The sequence below is a fragment of the Nocardia barduliensis genome (assembly GCF_013315795.1).
In the GTDB taxonomy this organism is placed as follows: domain Bacteria; phylum Actinomycetota; class Actinomycetes; order Mycobacteriales; family Mycobacteriaceae; genus Nocardia; species Nocardia barduliensis.
Map to the genome: position 1 here is coordinate 142447 of NZ_JABLTE010000003.1, position 17079 is coordinate 159525.

At 66.9% G+C, this 17079-nt stretch carries 16 protein-coding genes; 8 read left to right on the forward strand and 8 right to left on the reverse strand.

Annotated features, from left to right (window positions below):
- Positions 1–6: 6 nt before the first annotated feature.
- The 4 genes from HOV91_RS02850 to HOV91_RS02865 are packed head-to-tail and all read right to left on the reverse strand — an operon-like array spanning position 7 to position 3796.
- Positions 7–1059, reverse strand: a complete 1053-nt coding sequence (locus tag HOV91_RS02850; protein ID WP_174183838.1) for an acyl-CoA dehydrogenase family protein — start codon at positions 1057–1059, stop codon at positions 7–9.
- 27 nt (positions 1060–1086) lie between these two features.
- The gene (locus tag HOV91_RS02855; protein WP_246349739.1) at positions 1087–1920 is read right to left on the reverse strand and encodes an amidohydrolase family protein; all 834 of its coding nucleotides are present in this window, start codon (positions 1918–1920) and stop codon (positions 1087–1089) included.
- 2 nt (positions 1921–1922) lie between these two features.
- The gene (locus HOV91_RS02860) at positions 1923–3548 is read right to left on the reverse strand and encodes an AMP-binding protein (RefSeq protein ID WP_174183840.1); all 1626 of its coding nucleotides are present in this window, start codon (positions 3546–3548) and stop codon (positions 1923–1925) included.
- Entirely contained in the window at positions 3545–3796 is a 252-nt protein-coding gene (locus HOV91_RS02865) for a hypothetical protein (protein WP_174183841.1), read from the reverse strand. Before HOV91_RS02865 ends, HOV91_RS02860 begins: the two co-directional genes overlap by 4 nt.
- A gap of 330 nt (positions 3797–4126) precedes the next feature.
- Between HOV91_RS02865 and HOV91_RS02870 the strand changes: the two genes are divergently transcribed.
- Together HOV91_RS02870 and HOV91_RS02875 are read left to right on the forward strand one after the other, a co-directional pair.
- Positions 4127–4945 (forward strand): enoyl-CoA hydratase/isomerase family protein, encoded by an 819-nt coding sequence (locus HOV91_RS02870; RefSeq protein WP_438822621.1) that lies wholly within the window; start codon positions 4127–4129, stop codon positions 4943–4945.
- Positions 4946–4990: 45 nt separating this feature from the next.
- Positions 4991–6118 (forward strand): NDMA-dependent alcohol dehydrogenase, encoded by a 1128-nt coding sequence (locus tag HOV91_RS02875; RefSeq protein ID WP_174183843.1) that lies wholly within the window; start codon positions 4991–4993, stop codon positions 6116–6118.
- Positions 6119–6171: 53 nt separating this feature from the next.
- On the opposite strand, the gene HOV91_RS02880 is transcribed toward HOV91_RS02875, so the two are convergent.
- Both HOV91_RS02880 and HOV91_RS02885 read right to left on the reverse strand, forming a co-directional pair.
- A complete protein-coding gene (locus HOV91_RS02880) occupies positions 6172–7668 on the reverse strand; it encodes an acyl-CoA carboxylase subunit beta (protein ID WP_174183844.1) in 1497 nt (498 codons plus the stop codon).
- 73 nt (positions 7669–7741) lie between these two features.
- On the reverse strand, positions 7742–8977 hold the full coding sequence (locus HOV91_RS02885) for a cytochrome P450 (RefSeq protein WP_174183845.1): 1236 nt from the start codon (positions 8975–8977) through the stop codon (positions 7742–7744).
- A gap of 160 nt (positions 8978–9137) precedes the next feature.
- On the opposite strand from HOV91_RS02885, the gene HOV91_RS02890 reads away from it, so the two are divergent.
- The 6 genes from HOV91_RS02890 to HOV91_RS02915 all read left to right on the forward strand — a co-directional run bounded on the left by HOV91_RS02890 (position 9138) and on the right by HOV91_RS02915 (position 15259).
- Entirely contained in the window at positions 9138–9923 is a 786-nt protein-coding gene (locus HOV91_RS02890; RefSeq protein ID WP_174183846.1) for an SDR family oxidoreductase, read from the forward strand.
- Between the two features lie 203 nt (positions 9924–10126).
- Positions 10127–11335, forward strand: a complete 1209-nt coding sequence (locus HOV91_RS02895) for a cytochrome P450 (RefSeq protein WP_312884444.1) — start codon at positions 10127–10129, stop codon at positions 11333–11335.
- 39 nt (positions 11336–11374) lie between these two features.
- A complete protein-coding gene (locus HOV91_RS02900; RefSeq protein WP_174183847.1) occupies positions 11375–12139 on the forward strand; it encodes an SDR family NAD(P)-dependent oxidoreductase in 765 nt (254 codons plus the stop codon).
- The gene (locus HOV91_RS02905) at positions 12139–13374 is read left to right on the forward strand and encodes a CaiB/BaiF CoA transferase family protein (RefSeq protein WP_174183848.1); all 1236 of its coding nucleotides are present in this window, start codon (positions 12139–12141) and stop codon (positions 13372–13374) included. Before HOV91_RS02900 ends, HOV91_RS02905 begins: the two co-directional genes overlap by 1 nt.
- Positions 13375–13378: 4 nt before the next feature.
- A complete protein-coding gene (locus HOV91_RS02910) occupies positions 13379–14179 on the forward strand; it encodes an enoyl-CoA hydratase/isomerase family protein (protein ID WP_174183849.1) in 801 nt (266 codons plus the stop codon).
- Between the two features lie 321 nt (positions 14180–14500).
- On the forward strand, positions 14501–15259 hold the full coding sequence (locus tag HOV91_RS02915) for a TetR/AcrR family transcriptional regulator (protein ID WP_174183850.1): 759 nt from the start codon (positions 14501–14503) through the stop codon (positions 15257–15259).
- Between the two features lie 76 nt (positions 15260–15335).
- Here HOV91_RS02915 and HOV91_RS02920 read toward each other — a convergent pair whose 3' ends face one another.
- Together HOV91_RS02920 and HOV91_RS02925 are read right to left on the reverse strand one after the other, a co-directional pair.
- A complete protein-coding gene (locus HOV91_RS02920) occupies positions 15336–16235 on the reverse strand; it encodes an enoyl-CoA hydratase/isomerase family protein (protein ID WP_174183851.1) in 900 nt (299 codons plus the stop codon).
- A 56-nt stretch (positions 16236–16291) separates the two neighbouring features.
- Positions 16292–16990: a PaaI family thioesterase gene (locus tag HOV91_RS02925; RefSeq protein WP_174183852.1), complete on the reverse strand. Its 699-nt coding sequence runs from the start codon at positions 16988–16990 to the stop codon at positions 16292–16294.
- Positions 16991–17079: the final 89 nt, after the last annotated feature.

Genomic DNA, 17079 nt, shown 5'->3' on the forward strand with positions numbered 1-17079 from the left:
TCCGTTCTAGGCCGACGCGGCCGCGAAGAGTTCGGCGACCTGCACAGCGCTGGCGCCCAGATCCCCGGCGGCCAGCGGCCACCCCCTGGCCCGCACCAGATATGCCGACGCGGCCGATTCCGTGGCCACGCCCAGGCCGCCCTGCACCTGGACGGCCATGGTCGCCGCCCGTGGCGCCTCTTCGGCGATGTAGACGAACGCCGCCGCGGACAGGCCGGGCTGGAACTCTGGCTCGTGTTCGAGGAACCACGCGGCACGCCGGGTCAGGTTGCGCGCGGCATTGACGGTGATCGCGATATTCGCCAGCGGGTGGGAGATGCCCTGCAACGTCGAGATCGGCACCCCCATCGTGTAGCGGGTGGTGGCGAATTCGGCTGCGACGCGCAGGGTCTCGTCGATCATCCCGACCAGTGCGGCGGCGGTCAGCACCCGCCACTCGTCGAGTGCCCGATCGTACTCCGCGAGTGCTTCCGCGCCACTGGCCAGCACTGTCCGCTGGTCCGCGGCGGCGGGGTCGACCCAGGCCATCGGCAGCCTGCCGATGTTGTCGACCTTCGCGGGCCGGGTGTCGAAGCTCAGGCGCACGATATCCGTGCCGTCCCGCACGACGATCTGGTCGGCGATCGAACCGGAGGCGATGAGCCGCGGACCGTCCGCCGGATCGACGCGGGTATCGAAAGCGACGATTCGCCTGCCCTCGACCACACCGGCACTGTCCGGGTCATCGACGGCCAACGCCTCCAGGCGCGCCAGCAACCGGGCCGCACAGATGTGATCGATCCACGGCAGCGGGGCGATCACGCGCCCGAGTTCCTCGGCGACCAGGGACAGATCCACCAGTGTCGCGCCGTCACCGCCCACCGCTTCCGGAAGGGCCATCGTGGTCGCACCCGTCGCGCACAACTGTTCCCACAGATCCTTGTCGAAGCCGGTTTCCTCGGCCGCGCGGACGGTGTCGAGTGAACACCGCGATCGGAAGAATTTCGCGTACACGGCCTGGAGTTCGGCCTGGTCCGCCGACAGGCTGTAATCCTGCCGGCGCAATTCGTAGCGGTCCATGTTCGTTTGCTCCTTGGTTCCGGCGTGTCAGTCGCCGACGGATCGGTCGCCGAAGAAGAATTCCTGAGCGTTGTTGTAGAGGTAGTTGTCCAGAACGTCTTCGGGCAGATCCAGCGCCAGCGCTTCGGGCACCAGCCTGCGCATGGCGAGCACCGGCCAGTCCGAACCGAAGATCACCTTGTTCTTACCGCGGGTGCGCATGAAGTGAATCAGGCTGTCCGGCAGCCGCTTCGGCGACCAGGCCGAGGTCATCAGCCGCAGATTCGCGTACTTCATCAGCAGCCTGATCGCGGTGTCCCACCACGGATCGGCGCCGTGGATCATGCACAGACGCAGTTCGGGGAACTGGTAGCACACTCGATCCAGATATATCGGGTTCTGCACCTCGCCGGGTATCGGCGGCCCCGGAATCCCGGTATTCATGCACAGCGGCAGCCCGATCTCCGCGCATTTGTAGTACAGCGGATAGTAGACCGCGTCGGTCGGCGGATACCGGCCGTCGCCCCAGAAACTCGGCCCCGCGGTGGTGTAGGAGATGGGCAGGTCGCGGACCAGCGAGGTGAGTTCGCGCAGCGAGGAGACCGGATGCAGGAGGTCGACGCCGTTCAAGGCCAGCGAGAATCGGTCCGGCCGCGCCTCGACGAATTTCAGCGCGGTCGCCGACGGCTTCGCCATCGAATACATCAGGATGGCTTTCTCGACGCCCTGCTCGTCCATTTCGTCGAGCAATTGGTCGAGATCGACCTGGGCGTACATGGAACTGGCGCCCCTGAAGTAGTCGTCACGGACCTTGAGCATCCAGCCGGGTTGCTCGCGTTCACCGAAGTGAACGTTCACCAGGCAGTCGTTGACTTTACGCATGATCATGCTCCGATTTCGTCCGCGGCGCCGTCGGCCGCCCGCTGCATCGCCCACCGATAGTCCGGCTTGCCGTTGCCGAGCCGCCGGATCTCTGGCACGGAGATCACCGCCTTCGGCACCTTGAATCCGGCCAATCGCGACTTGCACAACTGCCGCAGGGCCATTTCGATGTCCTGGTCACCAGGGTCGGCGCACACGAGGGCGACCACTTCCTGGCCCCATTTCGCGCTCGGCCGGCCGACCACGAGCGCGTCGCTGATGCGCGGATGTGCCCGCAGCACCTCCTCGACCTCTTCGACGAACACCTTCTCACCGCCGGTGTTCACCACGAGCGCGTCGCGCCCCAGCAGGCGCAACGTACCGTCGGCGTCGACGGTCGCCCGGTCGCCGGGGATCGCCATGCGCAGTCCGTCGATGACAGGGAAGGTGCGCTCGGTGGCCGCGCGATCATCGAAATAGCCCAACGGCACCCGGCCGGTTCGGGCAGCCCAACCCACCTCCGTCTCCCCCGGGGTCAGGAAGCGCGTGCGGTCGTGGGAGACCGCCGTCCCACCCGGCATTGGGGCGAAGGTGTCGACTTCGTTGCCCTTGGTGCTGCGCCCGAACCCCATACCGCCGGTCTCCGACGACCCATAGCCCTCGACGACGTACACGTGCGGAAGAAGTTCCAGCAGATCCCGCCTGTGCACGGGGTTGGTCGCCGCGCCGCCGCTGCCGATCGCCAGCAGTGAGGACAACTCGTAGCTCCCTTCGCGTAGGGCGCGCACCAGGGGTCCGGCATACGCGTCGCCCACGATCGTCATGAGCGCGGCCTTCTCCCGTTCGGCGATCCGCAGGGCGTCGCGCGCGTCGAACTTCCGCCGGTCGTCGTACAGCACGAGCGTCTGCCCGGAGAGCAATCCGGCGAACGAGGTCCAGATCCCGGCCGCGTGCGACAACGGCGACACCGCGAACCACACGTGCCCGGTCATCCGGGCGAGCTGGTGCAGCCCTTCGGCCGATTCGTGGTCCGCGCCGTTCATCGACGACACGTACATGTCGCCCTGGCGCCAGAGCACGCCCTTGGGCCTGCCCGTGGTGCCACCCGTGCACAACATCACCAGATCGTCCGGCGACGTCTCGATGACCGGGTCGTCGGCGCTGAGTTCCACCGCCTTCTCGTACGCCATCGCACCCGCGAGTGCGGGCGCTTCGCTGCCGTCGTCGACCGACAAAAGCAGTTCGACGCCCTCCGGCGCGGACTGCTCCACCACGGATCCGAAGGACCGGTGATAGACGATGCCCCGCGGCCGGATGTAGGCCAGCAGATCCCGGATCTCGTGCGCGGTGTAGTGGTGATTGACGTTGACCGGAACGACACGCGCTTTCAAGCAGCCGAGCATCACGTCGAGATACTGGTCGTTGCGCATCACCAGCGCGATGCGATCCTGGCCGCACTCCCAGCGCTCGAGTTCCGCGCGGGGAGTGTGCGCGCCGAAGCCACGCTCGGCCAGGTAGTTCGCGAATTTTCTTGTTCGCGCGGCCGTTTCGCCGAACGTGCGGCGCCGCTCGCCGCAAATGGTCGCCGTACGATCCGGCACCGCCGCCGCTATCTCGTCGAAGACAGCGCTGATCGTCCACTCGGTCAACAGAGCGCCCCGACGAACGACACCGCGGCTTCCCTGCCTTCGCCGTGCGGCCGGTCCGATCCGAACAGCAGCCGATCGGCGCCCATCCTCTCGGCCGGCGCGGGCAGGTCGTCCGCGTAGTTCGGTACGACCCGGACGATGTGCGCGCCGCGTCGCCGGAGGTCCTTGCCCGGATGCCGAGTGAATGCGTCGAGCAGCTCGTGACAATGGCCCCCGACATCGATCGCGGGATAGCTCAGCGCGGTCATCAGCATCCTCTCATTTCGCTGGATGGTCGCTTCGACATGTCCGGACGCGGGCCTCCGGCGTGACGCTCCATGCCGGGGCCGCCTGCCGGGGTCGAACCGCCTGCCGCAAACCGAATAGATATGTCTACTGTATACGTCTCAGTAGAACTTGGCGCAAGAGTACGGCGAGCAGGGCCGCACCGGCATACCATCGCATCCCGCCCGCAGACCCGACCCGGCGCGAGGGCCGCGAATGCGCCACCTTCCGCGAGAGCGGACGGTATTGTTTACTGTATATCTGACAGTACACGTCGCGAACACCAGCATATCCAGCGAGAATCGGGGACCACAGTGACCGACGAGAACGCGTCCGGCGACAACGCGGGGACCTTGGGCGTCGAGCGCGACGGCCCGATTCTGCGCCTCATCATCGACCGCCGCGGCAGGCGCAACGCGCTCTCCCACGCCATGATCGACACCCTGGTGGCGGCGCTCACCGACGCCGCCACCGACGACGAACTGCGCGTGGTGCACATCAGCGGCGCGGGCGAGGATTTCTGCTCGGGTGTCGACTGGGTCGCGACCAACGCCACGGGCAAGCGCCCCCCGACCGGCGACCTGGTCCGGCGTATCCCCCATACCGCCCACCGGGTCATCGAACTCGTGCACACCGTTCACCTGCCCGTGGTGTGTACCGTCCGCGGATGGGCCGCCGGCATGGGATGCAACCTCGCCGCCGCCGCCGACTTCACCCTCGCCGACACCGGCGCCGTGTTCTGGGAGCCGTTCCTGCCCAGGGGCTTCAGTCCCGACACCGGGTCCACCTGGCTGCTGCCCCGCCTGGTCGGCCTGACCCGGGCGAAGCGGATGCTGCTGCTCGGGGAGAAGATCACGGCCACGGAGGCCGCCGACTGGGGATTGATCCATCAGGCCGTCCAGCCGGACGAGCTGGACCGGACGACCGACGAACTGCTCGCCCGCCTGGCCGCCGCACCCACCGTGGCCTTCGGTCTCGCCAAACAGTCCATTCACCGCAATCTGCGGACCGGTCTCACCGATGCGATGGACAACGAGCTCTACGGGCTAGAACTCTCCTGCCGCACCGCCGATTTCAAAGAAGGGCTCGCCGCGTTCCGGGAACGCCGCAGTCCGGAGTTCCACGGTCGTTGACGCGCGGCCCTCGCATGGACAGTTCCAGAGAATGAAGAGGATCGAATGAAAACCAAAGGCGCGCTGATCTGGGATCGCGACCAGCCGTGGTCGATCGAGGACATCGAGATCGGCGAGCCCAGGACGGGTGAAGTGAAGGTCAGGATGGAAACGGCGGGGCTGTGCGACGCCGACCACCATCTCGTCACCGGCGACATCGCGATGGCCGATTTCCCGGTGCTGGGCGGGCACGAAGGCGCGGGAGTGGTCGTCGAGGTCGGCGCGGGAGTCTACGACCTGAACGTCGGAGACCACGTGGTGATGTCGTTCGTCCCGTCCTGCGGCACCTGTGCGCCGTGCCGGGCGGGTCTGTGCAATCTGTGCGATCTGGGAGCCGGTCTGCTCGGCGGCGCCGCCGTCGCGGACGGCACCTTCCGTGTCACCGCGAAGGGGCGCAATGTGCACCCCATGGCATTGGTCGGCGCCTTCGCGCCGTATGCGGTGGTGCACCGGGCCTCGGTGGTCAAGATCGATCCCTCGATCCCGTTCGAGATCGCCTGCCTGGTCGGCTGCGACATCACCACCGGCTACGGGTCGGCCGTCCACACCGCGCGAATCCAGCCGGGCGAGGACGTCGCCATCATCGGACTCGGCGGCGTCGGCGCGTCGACCCTGCAAGGCGCGGTGCTCTCCGGAGCGCACCGGATCTTCGTCATCGATCCGGTCGAGTGGAAACGCAAACAGGCCGAGAAGCTCGGTGCCACGGACGTCTATCCCGACCTCGCGGCCGCCGCCGAGGGAATCGCCGAGGCGACCGGAGGGCGGATGTGCCACAAGGTCATCGCTTCGATGGGGCGGCGCGACGGCCAGGATCTGGAGGCCTGGATGGAGCTCACCGCCAGAGCGGGCACCTGCGTACTCACCGCCATGGGCACCGCGATGGCCGCCGAGGTGCCGCTCACCCTGTCGATGCGCACGCTGTTGCAGAAGAACCTGCAGGGCAGCCTGTTCGGCGGCGGCAATCCGCACGAGGACATCCTCGAGGTACTGGCGCTGTACAAACTCGGTGATCTGGAGCTGGACGGCATGGTCACCAAGGAGTACCGCCTCGACCAGATCAACGAGGGTTACCGGGAGATCCGCGAGGGTCACGACCTGCGCGGGATCATTCGATTCACCGATGCCGACCGCTGAGTACGCACCGGAAGGGCGCCGAACACTTCGTCCGGCGCCCATTTTCCGGCTGTTCAGGGAATGATGACGGTCCGCTGCACCGGTTCCGCGACCGCCTGCCTGCTGTAGAGCCCGCGCCGCAACGACGACAGCAGGATGTTGCGCGTCTCCTCGGGCCGGATCAACTCGTCGAAGCCCATGTGCTCCGCCGAGTGATAGGACGCCTTCAGTTCCATCTCGCGCAGTTCGGCGGCCAGATCGTCCTGCGCGTGGGAGGCACTGCTCAACGCGGCCGCGCTCATCGCGCCCATCGTCGCACCAGGATAGGCGAACGTTCCCGCCTGACCGTCGAACCCGATCAGCGACATCACCATGGAGCCGAATCCGTACGCCTTGCGCAGCGTCACGTGCAGCTTCAGCGTCGTCGCCGCGGTCTGCGCGACGAACATCCTCGCCCCGCTGCGCAGCACGCCCGCGCGCTCGGACTCGCTGCCCGGCAGCATGCCCGGATTGTCGGCGAGGAAGATGATCGGCAGGTGAAAGGAATCGGCGACCATGATGAAGTGCGCCGCCTTGTCCGCGGCCTCGGCGTCGATCGAGCCCGCCAGCACCTGTGGCTGATTCGCCACCACGGCGACCGGATGACCGCCGAGATGGGCGAGCGCGCAGATGATGGCCGTCCCGCGACCTGGCTGCACCTCGAACCAATCCGTGCCGTCGAAGACCACGTCGAGGACGGCGCGCATGTCGTAGATGTGCCGATTGTCGCGGGAGACGATGTCCAGCAGCTCGGGAGTCGCCCGCGGGCCGGTCGACTCGTCCGGGAGATACACCGGCGGATACGACCACGCGCTCGACGGGAAGTAGGACAGATAGCGGCGGATCTCGTCGAGGACGTCCTCGTCGGTCTCGGCGACGTTGTGGATCACCCCGCTGGGCACCGCGACCTCGGGACCGCCCAGGTCCTCCTTCGAGATGTTCTCGCCGGTCGACACTCGCACAACCGGAGGTCCGGCCGTGAAAATGGCGCCCTGCCTGCTCATGATCGCGAAATCGGCGACCGGCGCGACGAGTGCGCCGTGCCCCGCCGACGGGCCCAGCACACCGGTGACCATCGGTACCTTGCCCGAGCATTTGGCCTGGGCGAGCAGATCGGTGGGGGTACGTCCGTAGTGATCACCCGTGGGCCGGAACCCGGCGCCCTCCAGCAGCATCACCAACGGCACCTTGTCGCGCACCGCGAGTTCGGCCAGCCGGTAGCGCTTGGAATTGCTGCCGGGGGCGATCGTGCCCGCCAGTGTGGTGAAGTCCTCGGCGCCCACCATCACCGGCGTGCCGTTGATCATCCCCGAGCCCGTCACGATCGCGTCCGCGGCGACCTCGCCGCCGACGAGGGTGCCGAACTCCTGGAACGTGCCCGGGTCCAGCAACCGCTGGATCCGCGCCCTGGCGTCCAGTTTGCCCTTTCCCCGGTGCTTGGCGAGACGCTCGGGGCCGCCCATCTCCAGCACGCGCGCGCGACGACGGCCGAGATCATCGAGCGTCTCGTGCCAAGTTCCGGCATTTGTCATATCGGGCCTACTTCTGTGATTCGGCGCGCCGGCGACGGCGCGAGAGAGGTGGACGCGCTGCGAAGGAGTCCGGTCAGTCGAGGGAAAAACGGATCGGCAGGTGTTTGAGCCCGCCGACGAAGGTGGTGGCCGTGAGTTCGGGCGCACCGGCGAGCTCGATCGACTTCAGCCTGGGCAGCAATTCGGCGAAGAATTTGCCGATCTCCATGCGAGCCAGGCCCGCGCCCAGGCAGAAGTGCACCCCGAACCCGAAGGCGACGTGTTTGTTCGGCTCGCGGGTGATGTCGAAGCGGAAAGGCTCGTCGAACGCGTCCTCGTCACGATTGGCCGACACATACGACAGCAGCAACGAGTCACCTGCCGGGATGGAGACGCCGTTGACCACGGAGTCCTCGGCGGCGGTACGCATGAACGCCTTCACCGGGGTCACCCAGCGGATGATCTCCTCGGTGGCGCGCGGCATCAGATCGAGATCGGCGCGCAGGCGCGCGAGCTGGTCGGGATGTTCGATCAGCGCGCGCAGGCCGCCGGAGATGCTGCTGGTGGTGGTGTCGTGTCCCGCGGTCGCGATGATCGCGTAGTACGACATCGTCTCCACATCCGACAGCGGCTGCCCGTCGATCGTCGCGTTCGCGATGGTGGAGGCCAGATCGTCGGTCGGATTCGCCCGTCGCGAGTCGGTGAGGGTCTTGAAGTACGCGAACATCTCGAGCAGCGAGTTCATCGTCTCGTCCGACGGCGTCGAACGCTTCAATTCGTCGTCGTCGCTGCCGACGAGTTCCTGGGTGAGTTTGAGCATGAGCGGGAAGTCGGCCTCGGGGACGCCGAGCAGCGACATGATCACATACAGCGGGAAATTCACCGCCACCTCGCGGACGAAATCGCATTCGCCCCCGGTGTCGCGCATCTTGTCGACATAGCGCTTGGCCAGCTCCTCGATCCTGACCCCCATCGCGCGCATCGCCTTCGGCCCGAACCAGTCCGCGGCGATCGCTCGCACCACGCGGTGCTGGGGGTCGTCCATGTGAATCAAGGTCTTGATGCCGACCGCCGCCTGCATCTCGTCCGACGCCGCCGTCATCAGCACGGGCCTCGGCCAGTTGGTGAACACCCGGTTGGCGCGTTCCACGGCCATGACGTCGGCGTGTTTGGTGATCGCCCAGAACGGCTTGTACGCGGGCACCTCGACCCGCGCGACCGGCCGGTCGGCGCGCAGCGCGGCCAAGGCGTTATGCAGCCTCGTCTCGTCCGTGTAGACGGTGGGATCCGCGAGGACGTTCGCGGCTTCGTCGACGATCGGCATGCTCATCAGCACCCTTTCCGGTCCTCAGATTCTTCCAGCGTCCCCGGTACGCAGCGCACGCGGCATTCCGAGGGCGTTGCCTCGACCACAAGCCTGATTTATAGTTGCCCTTACTGTCAAGCATTCTGTAACTGGTGCGGACGCGCGCATCGGAACGGTGGAATCCATGGTCTCTGAGCAACGCAGGATCGTCGTCGTCGGGGCGGGATCGGGCATCGGCGCCGCCACGGCGGCGCACTTCCACGAGCGCGGGGACCACGTGCTCGCGGTGGACCTGCGCCCGAACGACACGCCCGCCGCGCAGCGTGAGTCATGCGACCTGCGCGACGCGAGCGCCATCGCGGCATTGCTGGATCGGATCGGGCCGGGCTGGGACGCGCTGGCCTACGTGGCGGGCGTGCCGGGCACAGCCCCTGCGGCCGATGTCCTGAAGGTGAACTATCTCGGCATGCGGCTGTTCACCACCGGCATGCTCCCGCTGCTGCGCCAAGGCGGCGCGATCGTCACCGTGGCCTCGGTCGCCGCGCTCGGTTGGCAGCAGCGCATCGATGATCTCGCCGGACTGCTGGCGGCGACCGACGCCGACGCGGTCGAACGCTGGCAGGGGACGCAGGACCCGGCCTATCCCGTGTACAGCACGTCGAAGCAGGCGGCGATCATCTTCGCCAAGCGTCTCGCCCCGGCCACGTGGCAGAAGTACGGCGTCCGGGTCAACACCGTCAGTCCCGGCCCCACCGAGACGCCGATCCTGACCGATTTCGAGGCCTCGATGGGCAAGGAAGTCCTCGATTCGGTGAAGGCGACGGTGGGCAGGCACGCCACGGTCGCCGACATCGTGCCGGTGATCGCCTTCCTGGCCGGACCCGAGTCCCGCTGGGTCAACGGTCAGGACATCCATGTCGACGGCGGATTCGTCGCCCCGATGACGGTCGGCCCCGCGATCGAACTCTGACCGCCGCGCGCCGCACAGCGCGGTCCGCCGGACGGCGGGCCGCGCTTCGTCGTTTCCGGGGGCGACGGTCCTATCCGCGGCCGCGACAAGGGAGCCCACCGCCCACGATCACATTGCCGAAGCGAATGAGCTTGTCTACTGTATGCATTACAGTATGTTTTACCCCAGACTGCCGTGCAGTGTGACGAAGCCAGAGGTGCGCTGTGAACAGCCCAGTTGAGGACAAATCGAAGTCGATCGCGCAAGTGCCCGATCCGCACGATCCCTACCCATTCTTCGCCGCGCGGCGGCGTGCGGGCGGTGTGTTCCACGGCACCGTGATGGACTACTCGAGAACCCCGGAGGAACTGCGCCCCTCCGACACCTTCGCGGCGGTGTCGTGGTCGGCGGTGAACAAGGCGCTGCGCAACAACACGGTGTTCAGCACCCAGCTCTACGACACCACGATCGGCGTGTTCATGGGGCCGACCATCCTTGCGATGAACGGGCTCACCCACAAAGCGCACCGCAATCTGGTGTCCGCGGCATTCAAGCCGCAATCGCTGGCAGTGTGGGAACCGGAGGTCGTCCGGCCGATCTGCGAGCAACTCATCGATGAATTCATCGATGAAGGGCGCGCGGACCTGGTGCGCGATTTCACCTTCGAGTTCCCCACCCGGGTCATCGCCCGCCTGCTCGGGTTGCCGGAAGAGGACCTGCCCTTCTTCCGCGAAGCCGCCGTGGCCATCATCAGCTATGCGGGCAACGTGCCGAGGGCATTGCAGGCGTCCAAGGATCTCAAAGAATACTTCCTCGGCCACATCGAACGCCGCCGGTCAGCACCGAGCGACGACATCATCAGCGATCTGGTCACGGCCGAGATCGACGGAGAAAAGCTGACCGACCGCGCGATCTATTCTTTCCTGCGGCTGTTGTTGCCCGCGGGACTGGAAACGACCTACCGCTCGTCGGGAAATCTGCTCTTCCAACTACTGACCCATCCCGAACAATTCGCCGCGGTCCAGCAGAATCACAATCTGCTCCCGCAGGCGATCGAAGAAGGACTGCGGTTCGAGACGCCGCTGACGCTCGTCCAGCGCTATGTGACACAAGACACCGAGTTGGAGGGCGTCGCCATTCCCGAAGGCGCGGTGCTCGACCTCTGCCTCGGTTCGGCGAACCGCGACGAGAACCGCTGGGAGCGTTCGGAGGAATTCGACATCTTCCGCACCCATATTCCGCACATCAGTTTCACCGCCGGTGCGCACACCTGCCTCGGCCTGCACCTGGCCCGCCTGGAGACCCGGGTCGCGATGGAGTCGCTGCTGAGGCGGCTGACGAACATCACCTTGCTGCCCGACGGCGATCCGCACATCTTCGGCCAGCCGTTCCGCTCGCCGACCGCGCTTCCGGTGACCTTCGATGTCGTCTGAGCCGCACCGCAACCGTAGCTTCCGACCCCGAGGAGACCTGTGACCGGCCGCGACATCTTCGATCTCACCGGCCGTTCCGCGCTGGTCACCGGCGCCGCGGGCGGAATCGGCGCGGCGGTCGCCGCCGCACTCGCCGCCCAGGGCGCGGCGGTGCTCGTCACCGATGTCGACGGGGCGGCAGCCGCGGCCACGGCCGAGAAGATCGTCGCCGACGGCGGGCGTGCCGCCGCCGCAGCGCTCGACGTACGGGACCGGGCTGCCGCCGATTCGGCGGCGGCCGCCGCCGCGGGCCTGGCCGGCGGAACCCTGCACATCGTGGTGAACAACGCCGGAGTCACCGAGCCGGCGATGTTCGGCGCGACCACCGAGGAATCGGTGCTGCGCATGCTGGACATCCACCTGCTGGGCGCGTTCCGATGCGCGCAGGCCGCGCTGCCGTATCTGGCGACCGACGGCACCGGCCGCATCATCAACGTGACCTCGTCCGCCGGACTGGTCGGCACGCTCGGCCAGGTGAACTACTCGGCGGCCAAGTCCGGCATCGTCGGCATGACGAAATCCCTGGCGCGGGAACTCGCGCGCAAGCAGATCACCGTCAACGCGCTCGCGCCCGCCGCGGCCACGCCGATGACCGCCACCATCCGCACCGATCCGAAATTCGCCGAGCAGATGCTCAACCGCATTCCCATGCGCCGCTGGGCCGAACCGCGGGAGGTAGCGGGAGCATTCGTCTTCCTTGCCTCCGATGCCGCCTCGTTCGTCACCGGGCAGGTGCTGCCGGTGGACGGCGGCCTGGTGATGTGATGGGCGAACCGACGACGGGTCCGCTCGCGGGTGTCACCGTGGTGTCGATCGAGCAGGCCGTCTCCGCTCCGATGTGCACCCGCACGCTGGCCGATTTCGGCGCGCGGGTGATCAAGGTCGAGCATCCGCGCGGCGGCGACTTCGCGCGTCACTACGACGACGTCGTGCACGGACTCGCGGCGCATTTCGTCTGGGCCAATCGCGGCAAGGAGTCGGTGACTCTCGACCTGAAGAATCCCGATGGCATGGCGATTCTGCACCGATTACTCGACAACGCCGACGTTTTCGTCTCCAATCTCGCGCCGGGAGCGACCGCCGCGCTCGGCCTGGCCCCGGACGATCTGACACGCAGTCATCCCGATGTCGTCGTCATGGAGATCGACGGCTACGGCGCGGGTGGTCCGCTGTCGCACAAGCGCGCCTACGACCTGCTGATCCAGGCCGAGGCCGGAGTGTGCGCGGTCACCGGTGGCCCTGGGGCGCCCGCGAAACCGGGGCCGCCGATCGCCGACGTCTGCTCGGGGCTGTACGGAGCACTGGCGATCCTCGCGATGCTGCACGGCAAACGACGCGGGGCGTCCGGGGCGCCGTCGGTGGGTTCGGTGAGCCTGTTCGACACCGCCGTGGAGTTGATGGGGTACGCCCTGACCTACACCAGGCACACCGGCGTCGACCAGCAGCCCCTGGGCATGAGCTCACCCGCGGTAGCGCCGTACGGGGCCTACGCCACCGCCGACGGCCACACGGTAGTTCTGGGGACGACGAACGATCGGGAATGGCAGCGCTTGGCCCGTGAACTCATCGGCAGGCCGGATCTGGCCGACGACCCCGCCTATGCGGGCAATGCCGACCGCGTGCTGCGCCGCGCGGAACTGGATGCGGCTTTGGCGGATTGGTGCGCACGGCACGATCTGGCCGACATCCAGGATCGCGCCGACGCCGCCGGAATCGGGAACTCGCAATACAACACACCCGGCGAGGTGAACGCGCACCCGCATCTGGCCGCGCGAGATCGTTGGCGGCGGATCGACACCCCCGCCGGTCCGGTGCCCTCGCTGTTGCCCCCGCCGATCATTGCGGGCTACGACCCACCCATGGGTGCGGTCCCCGGTCTCGGGGAGCATACCGACGCCGTGCTCGCCGAAGCCGGATTCGGAGCTACGGACATCGACCGATTCCGCGAATCCGGCGCGATAGGCTCCGCCGCTGCCGACACGGCGCAGACGAAAGGATGAATCCGTGAACGACGAATCACCCCTCCTCATCGAGGATGTCGGCGCCGTACGCACCCTGACCTTCAATCGCCCGCACCGCAAGAACGCGATCACCATGGCCATGTGGGCGGCGCTGCGCGACACCCTGCACGACGCCACCTACAACCGGAAGATCCGCGCGCTGGTGCTGACCGGCGCGGGCGACGCCTTCTGCTCCGGCGCGGACATCTCCGACGCCGCGGGTGTCGACGAGTTTCCCGACCCCAGCCGGGACATGCGCGCCATCAACGAGGCCGTCCTGCGTCTGCACGATCTGCCCGTGCCGACCATCGCCAAGGTGCGCGGCGTCGCGGCCGGCGCGGGATGGAATCTCGCCCTCGGATGCGATCTGGTGGTCGCCACCCCGGAAGCGAGGTTCTGCCAGATCTTCAGCCGCCGGGCGCTGTCGCTGGACTGCGGAGGTTCCTGGCTGCTGCCCAAGCTGGTCGGTCTGCAACAGGCCAAGCGGCTGGCGTTGCTCGCCGAGATGATCGGCGCGCAGGAGGCCCACTCCCTCGGGCTGGTCACCTGGATCAAACCGGACCAGGACATCGACGCCTTCGTCACCGATCTCGCGGCCGAACTCGCCGCGGGGCCGCCGACGGCACTGGCGCAGACCAAGGCGCTGTTGAACGACGGCACCGACCACACGATGCGGGAGGCCCTGGCCGGCGAAGCACGCGCCCAGACCATCAATCTGTCCGGACGTGACGTCCTAGAGGCATTTGCCGCCTTCTCGGAAAAACGCGCTCCGGTCTTCACCGGGACCTGGGGTGCAGGCGGATAGACGAACGCGGCAATTCCGTCCGGCCATGACGGAAAGAATTCCAGGACCGGTCGGATAAGTGTGACCCACGCAACTTGGAACCGAATACGCGTGGGTACCGCGTACCGAAACAACGGGCGCGCGGGATCTGAATCACAGGAGTTGGCAATCGTACCTACAGTAACACTCGTGGTATGATTTACCGTGCTGCTTTCAGCCCGGACTGACGGTTCGCCGGAACACCTTTCGCGGACTGGATTCCAGCACAGGCTCATCGGCTTGGACCTGAAGTGACGTGTTCGTGTTCAGGTAAGTGGACCTATCACGGAAGTGGGATCGGGAATGACGAAACGAAGCGCCGCCGGGAAGCGGCCGAGGCGCGAGCGTGGCTCTCTCAATCCGGACGACATCATCGAGGGCGCGTTCGAACTCGCCGAGCAGGTGTCGATCGACGGTCTGAGCATGCCGCTGCTCGGTAAGCACCTCGACGTGGGCGTCACGAGTATCTATTGGTACTTCCGCAAGAAGGACGACCTACTCAACGCGATGACCGATCGGGCGTTGAGCCAGTATGTCTTCGCCACGCCGTTCGTCGAGTCCCACGATTGGCGCGAATCCTTGAGCGAGCACGCGCGCACGATGCGCAGCGTCTTCCTCGGCAACCCCATTCTGTGTGACCTGATCCTGATCAGGTCGGCGCTCAGTCCGCACGCCGCCCAGCTCGGCGCCAAGGCGATGGAGTACGCGGTGGCCAGCCTGGTCGAGGCCGGACTGCCGGTGGACGAGGCATTCGACACCTATTCGGCGCTGAATCTGCACATCCGTGGATCCGTTGTCCTGCAACGGCTCTACGACAAGAACAAAGAGCAGGATTCCGAGGCGGGCGCCTACTACGACGATATCGCCATCGAGCCGGAGACGACTCCGCTGCTCGCCGAGGCGATGGCGAAGGGACGCAAATCCGGTGCTCCCGACGACCGCAATTTCGAGTACGGCCTCCGGTGCATCCTCGATCACGCGAGCGCACTGATCGAGACCCACAACAACCAGAAGCCGCGCGCGCCACGCCGCACCGCCGAGAAGGCCGCGGCAACCGGATAGAAATCGGTTACGCCGAGGAGAGCCACCGCGAGGGCCGACGCGATCGCGTCGGCCCTCGCGGTATATCCGGTGGCGGTCACCCCAGGTCGGGCTCCGGCACGTGGAAATGCGCGTCTCGCAGACGGAACGCTTCCCTGGTGCCGTGTTCGGCCCGGGTCTTCACGAAATTGAATTCCCCGGGCGCGAATTGCAGATTGGTGCCGAAGGCGTGGAACAGATAGCTCGCCACCTCTTCGCCCTGATAGGCCTGGCTCTGTTCGACCAGCCGGAACGCCTCCTTCGCGATGACGACGCCGTCGGCGGGCATCTTCGCCGCCTTCTGAGCCCAATACCGCGCACGCGCGGTGACCGCCCCGGGGTCACAGGTCTCGGTGAAGACGCCGAGGTGTTCCACGGTGCCGGCTTCGATGATGTCGCCGGTCAGCAGCATCCGTCGAGCGAGCACCGGACCGAGCCGATGGAAGAACATGTGCAGGCTGCCAAGGGCCGGACCGAGGAACCGCGCCGCGGGCATGCCGATTCTCGCGTCCCTGGCGATGACCGAGATGTCGGTCATCAACGCCATCTCGAAGCCGCCGCCGAGCGCGTAGCCGCTGATCTCGCCGACGGTGACCTTCGGAAACCCCATGAAGTTGTGATAGAAGCCGAAGGACTTCCGGTCGACCGTGAGCCGCCTACGCTGACTCGGCCTGCTCTTGGCCGGGCGGTCGCCATTGCCCGCAGCGCGTTCGCCGTACCAGCCGTAGGCGTTGTTCATATCGGCTCCGGTGCTGAACACTCCCTCGGCCCCGCGCAGCAGCACGACGGTGATGTCGTCGTCCTCGGCGACCTCGTCCAGGTAGCGCGCGACGCTGTCGCGCATGGCCGCGTCGTAGGAATTGCGCTGTGCGGGGTTGTTCAGGGTGATGGTGGCGATCCTGCGGTCCGGATCCACCTCGTAGAGCACGCGGCCGTCGGCGGCGCTGGAACTGGTCATCGGGTGTCTCTTCCTTCTCGTTCGCGGGGGTTCTGCGGGGGAGCCTTCGGACCTGGTCAGATGCGCGCCTGGCGTTTCCCGTAACGCGTGGTGGTCAGACGGTCCAGCGGGACGGCCACCGTCCGCACGACCGCCGAACACAGCACCTGGCCGCCGCGCAGCAGCCGGGCGGTCGATTCGATCCCCCGCTCCCGCACCGCGCGCGTGATGTCGAAGTCCAGTTCGACGAGGATCGGTGTGGGGCGGCGGTAAGTGATGTCCATCGACCGTGTCTTGCCCGCCAGGCCGGCCGCGCAACTCTGGTGCTGGATCACGGCGTCGAAGAAGACGCCGAGGAATCCGCCGTGCACCAGACCGGGAGGCCCCTCGTGCACCAGCGGGAACGTGATGCGGCCACGTGCGGTGCCCGCATCGATGTGGTCGAAGACGTACTCGGGAAAACAGGGATTGAACGCGCCGATATCGAAGGCGTGGTCCAGATAGACGCGCTGGGACGGCGCGTCGACGTCGTCGCCCACCCTGGGTGCCGGATTCGGCGGGGCCGCGGCGGCGAGTTCGTGCTCCCACTCGGCCATTCGCGCGATCATGGTGTCCACGGCCGGATGCGGATGCTCCAGCGAGAGCAGCAGGCCGCTGATCCGGCGTATCGCCGCGGCCGCCGCGACAGTCTGCGGCAACGGGCTCTCGCCGAAGCGCAGAGGCGGCCCGGAATCGGCCGCCGGGTCGTCCGAAGGTGCGCTCCCGTTCTCGGCCATCGCGACTCTTTTCTCGTCGGTACTTCACGCCACCTTGGCAGACGACTGACTGTATTGTCTACTGTACATATAACAGTATGGCCCATCCC

Bases quoted from the DNA above. Each gene is read 5' to 3' on its own strand.
- HOV91_RS02885 (WP_174183845.1), bottom strand. From the start codon at position 8,977: ATGAGCATGCCGATCGTCGACGAAGCCGCGAACGTCCTCGCGGATCCC.
- HOV91_RS02925 (WP_174183852.1), bottom strand. From the start codon at position 16,990: ATGGCCGAGAACGGGAGCGCACCTTCGGACGACCCGGCGGCCGATTCC.
- HOV91_RS02920 (WP_174183851.1), bottom strand. From the start codon at position 16,235: ATGACCAGTTCCAGCGCCGCCGACGGCCGCGTGCTCTACGAGGTGGAT.
- HOV91_RS02890 (WP_174183846.1), top strand. From the start codon at position 9,138: ATGGTCTCTGAGCAACGCAGGATCGTCGTCGTCGGGGCGGGATCGGGC.
- HOV91_RS02865 (WP_174183841.1), bottom strand. From the start codon at position 3,796: ATGACCGCGCTGAGCTATCCCGCGATCGATGTCGGGGGCCATTGTCAC.
- HOV91_RS02850 (WP_174183838.1), bottom strand. From the start codon at position 1,059: ATGGACCGCTACGAATTGCGCCGGCAGGATTACAGCCTGTCGGCGGAC.
- HOV91_RS02875 (WP_174183843.1), top strand. From the start codon at position 4,991: ATGAAAACCAAAGGCGCGCTGATCTGGGATCGCGACCAGCCGTGGTCG.
- HOV91_RS02915 (WP_174183850.1), top strand. From the start codon at position 14,501: ATGACGAAACGAAGCGCCGCCGGGAAGCGGCCGAGGCGCGAGCGTGGC.
- HOV91_RS02905 (WP_174183848.1), top strand. From the start codon at position 12,139: ATGGGCGAACCGACGACGGGTCCGCTCGCGGGTGTCACCGTGGTGTCG.
- HOV91_RS02880 (WP_174183844.1), bottom strand. From the start codon at position 7,668: ATGACAAATGCCGGAACTTGGCACGAGACGCTCGATGATCTCGGCCGT.
- HOV91_RS02855 (WP_246349739.1), bottom strand. From the start codon at position 1,920: ATGCGTAAAGTCAACGACTGCCTGGTGAACGTTCACTTCGGTGAACGC.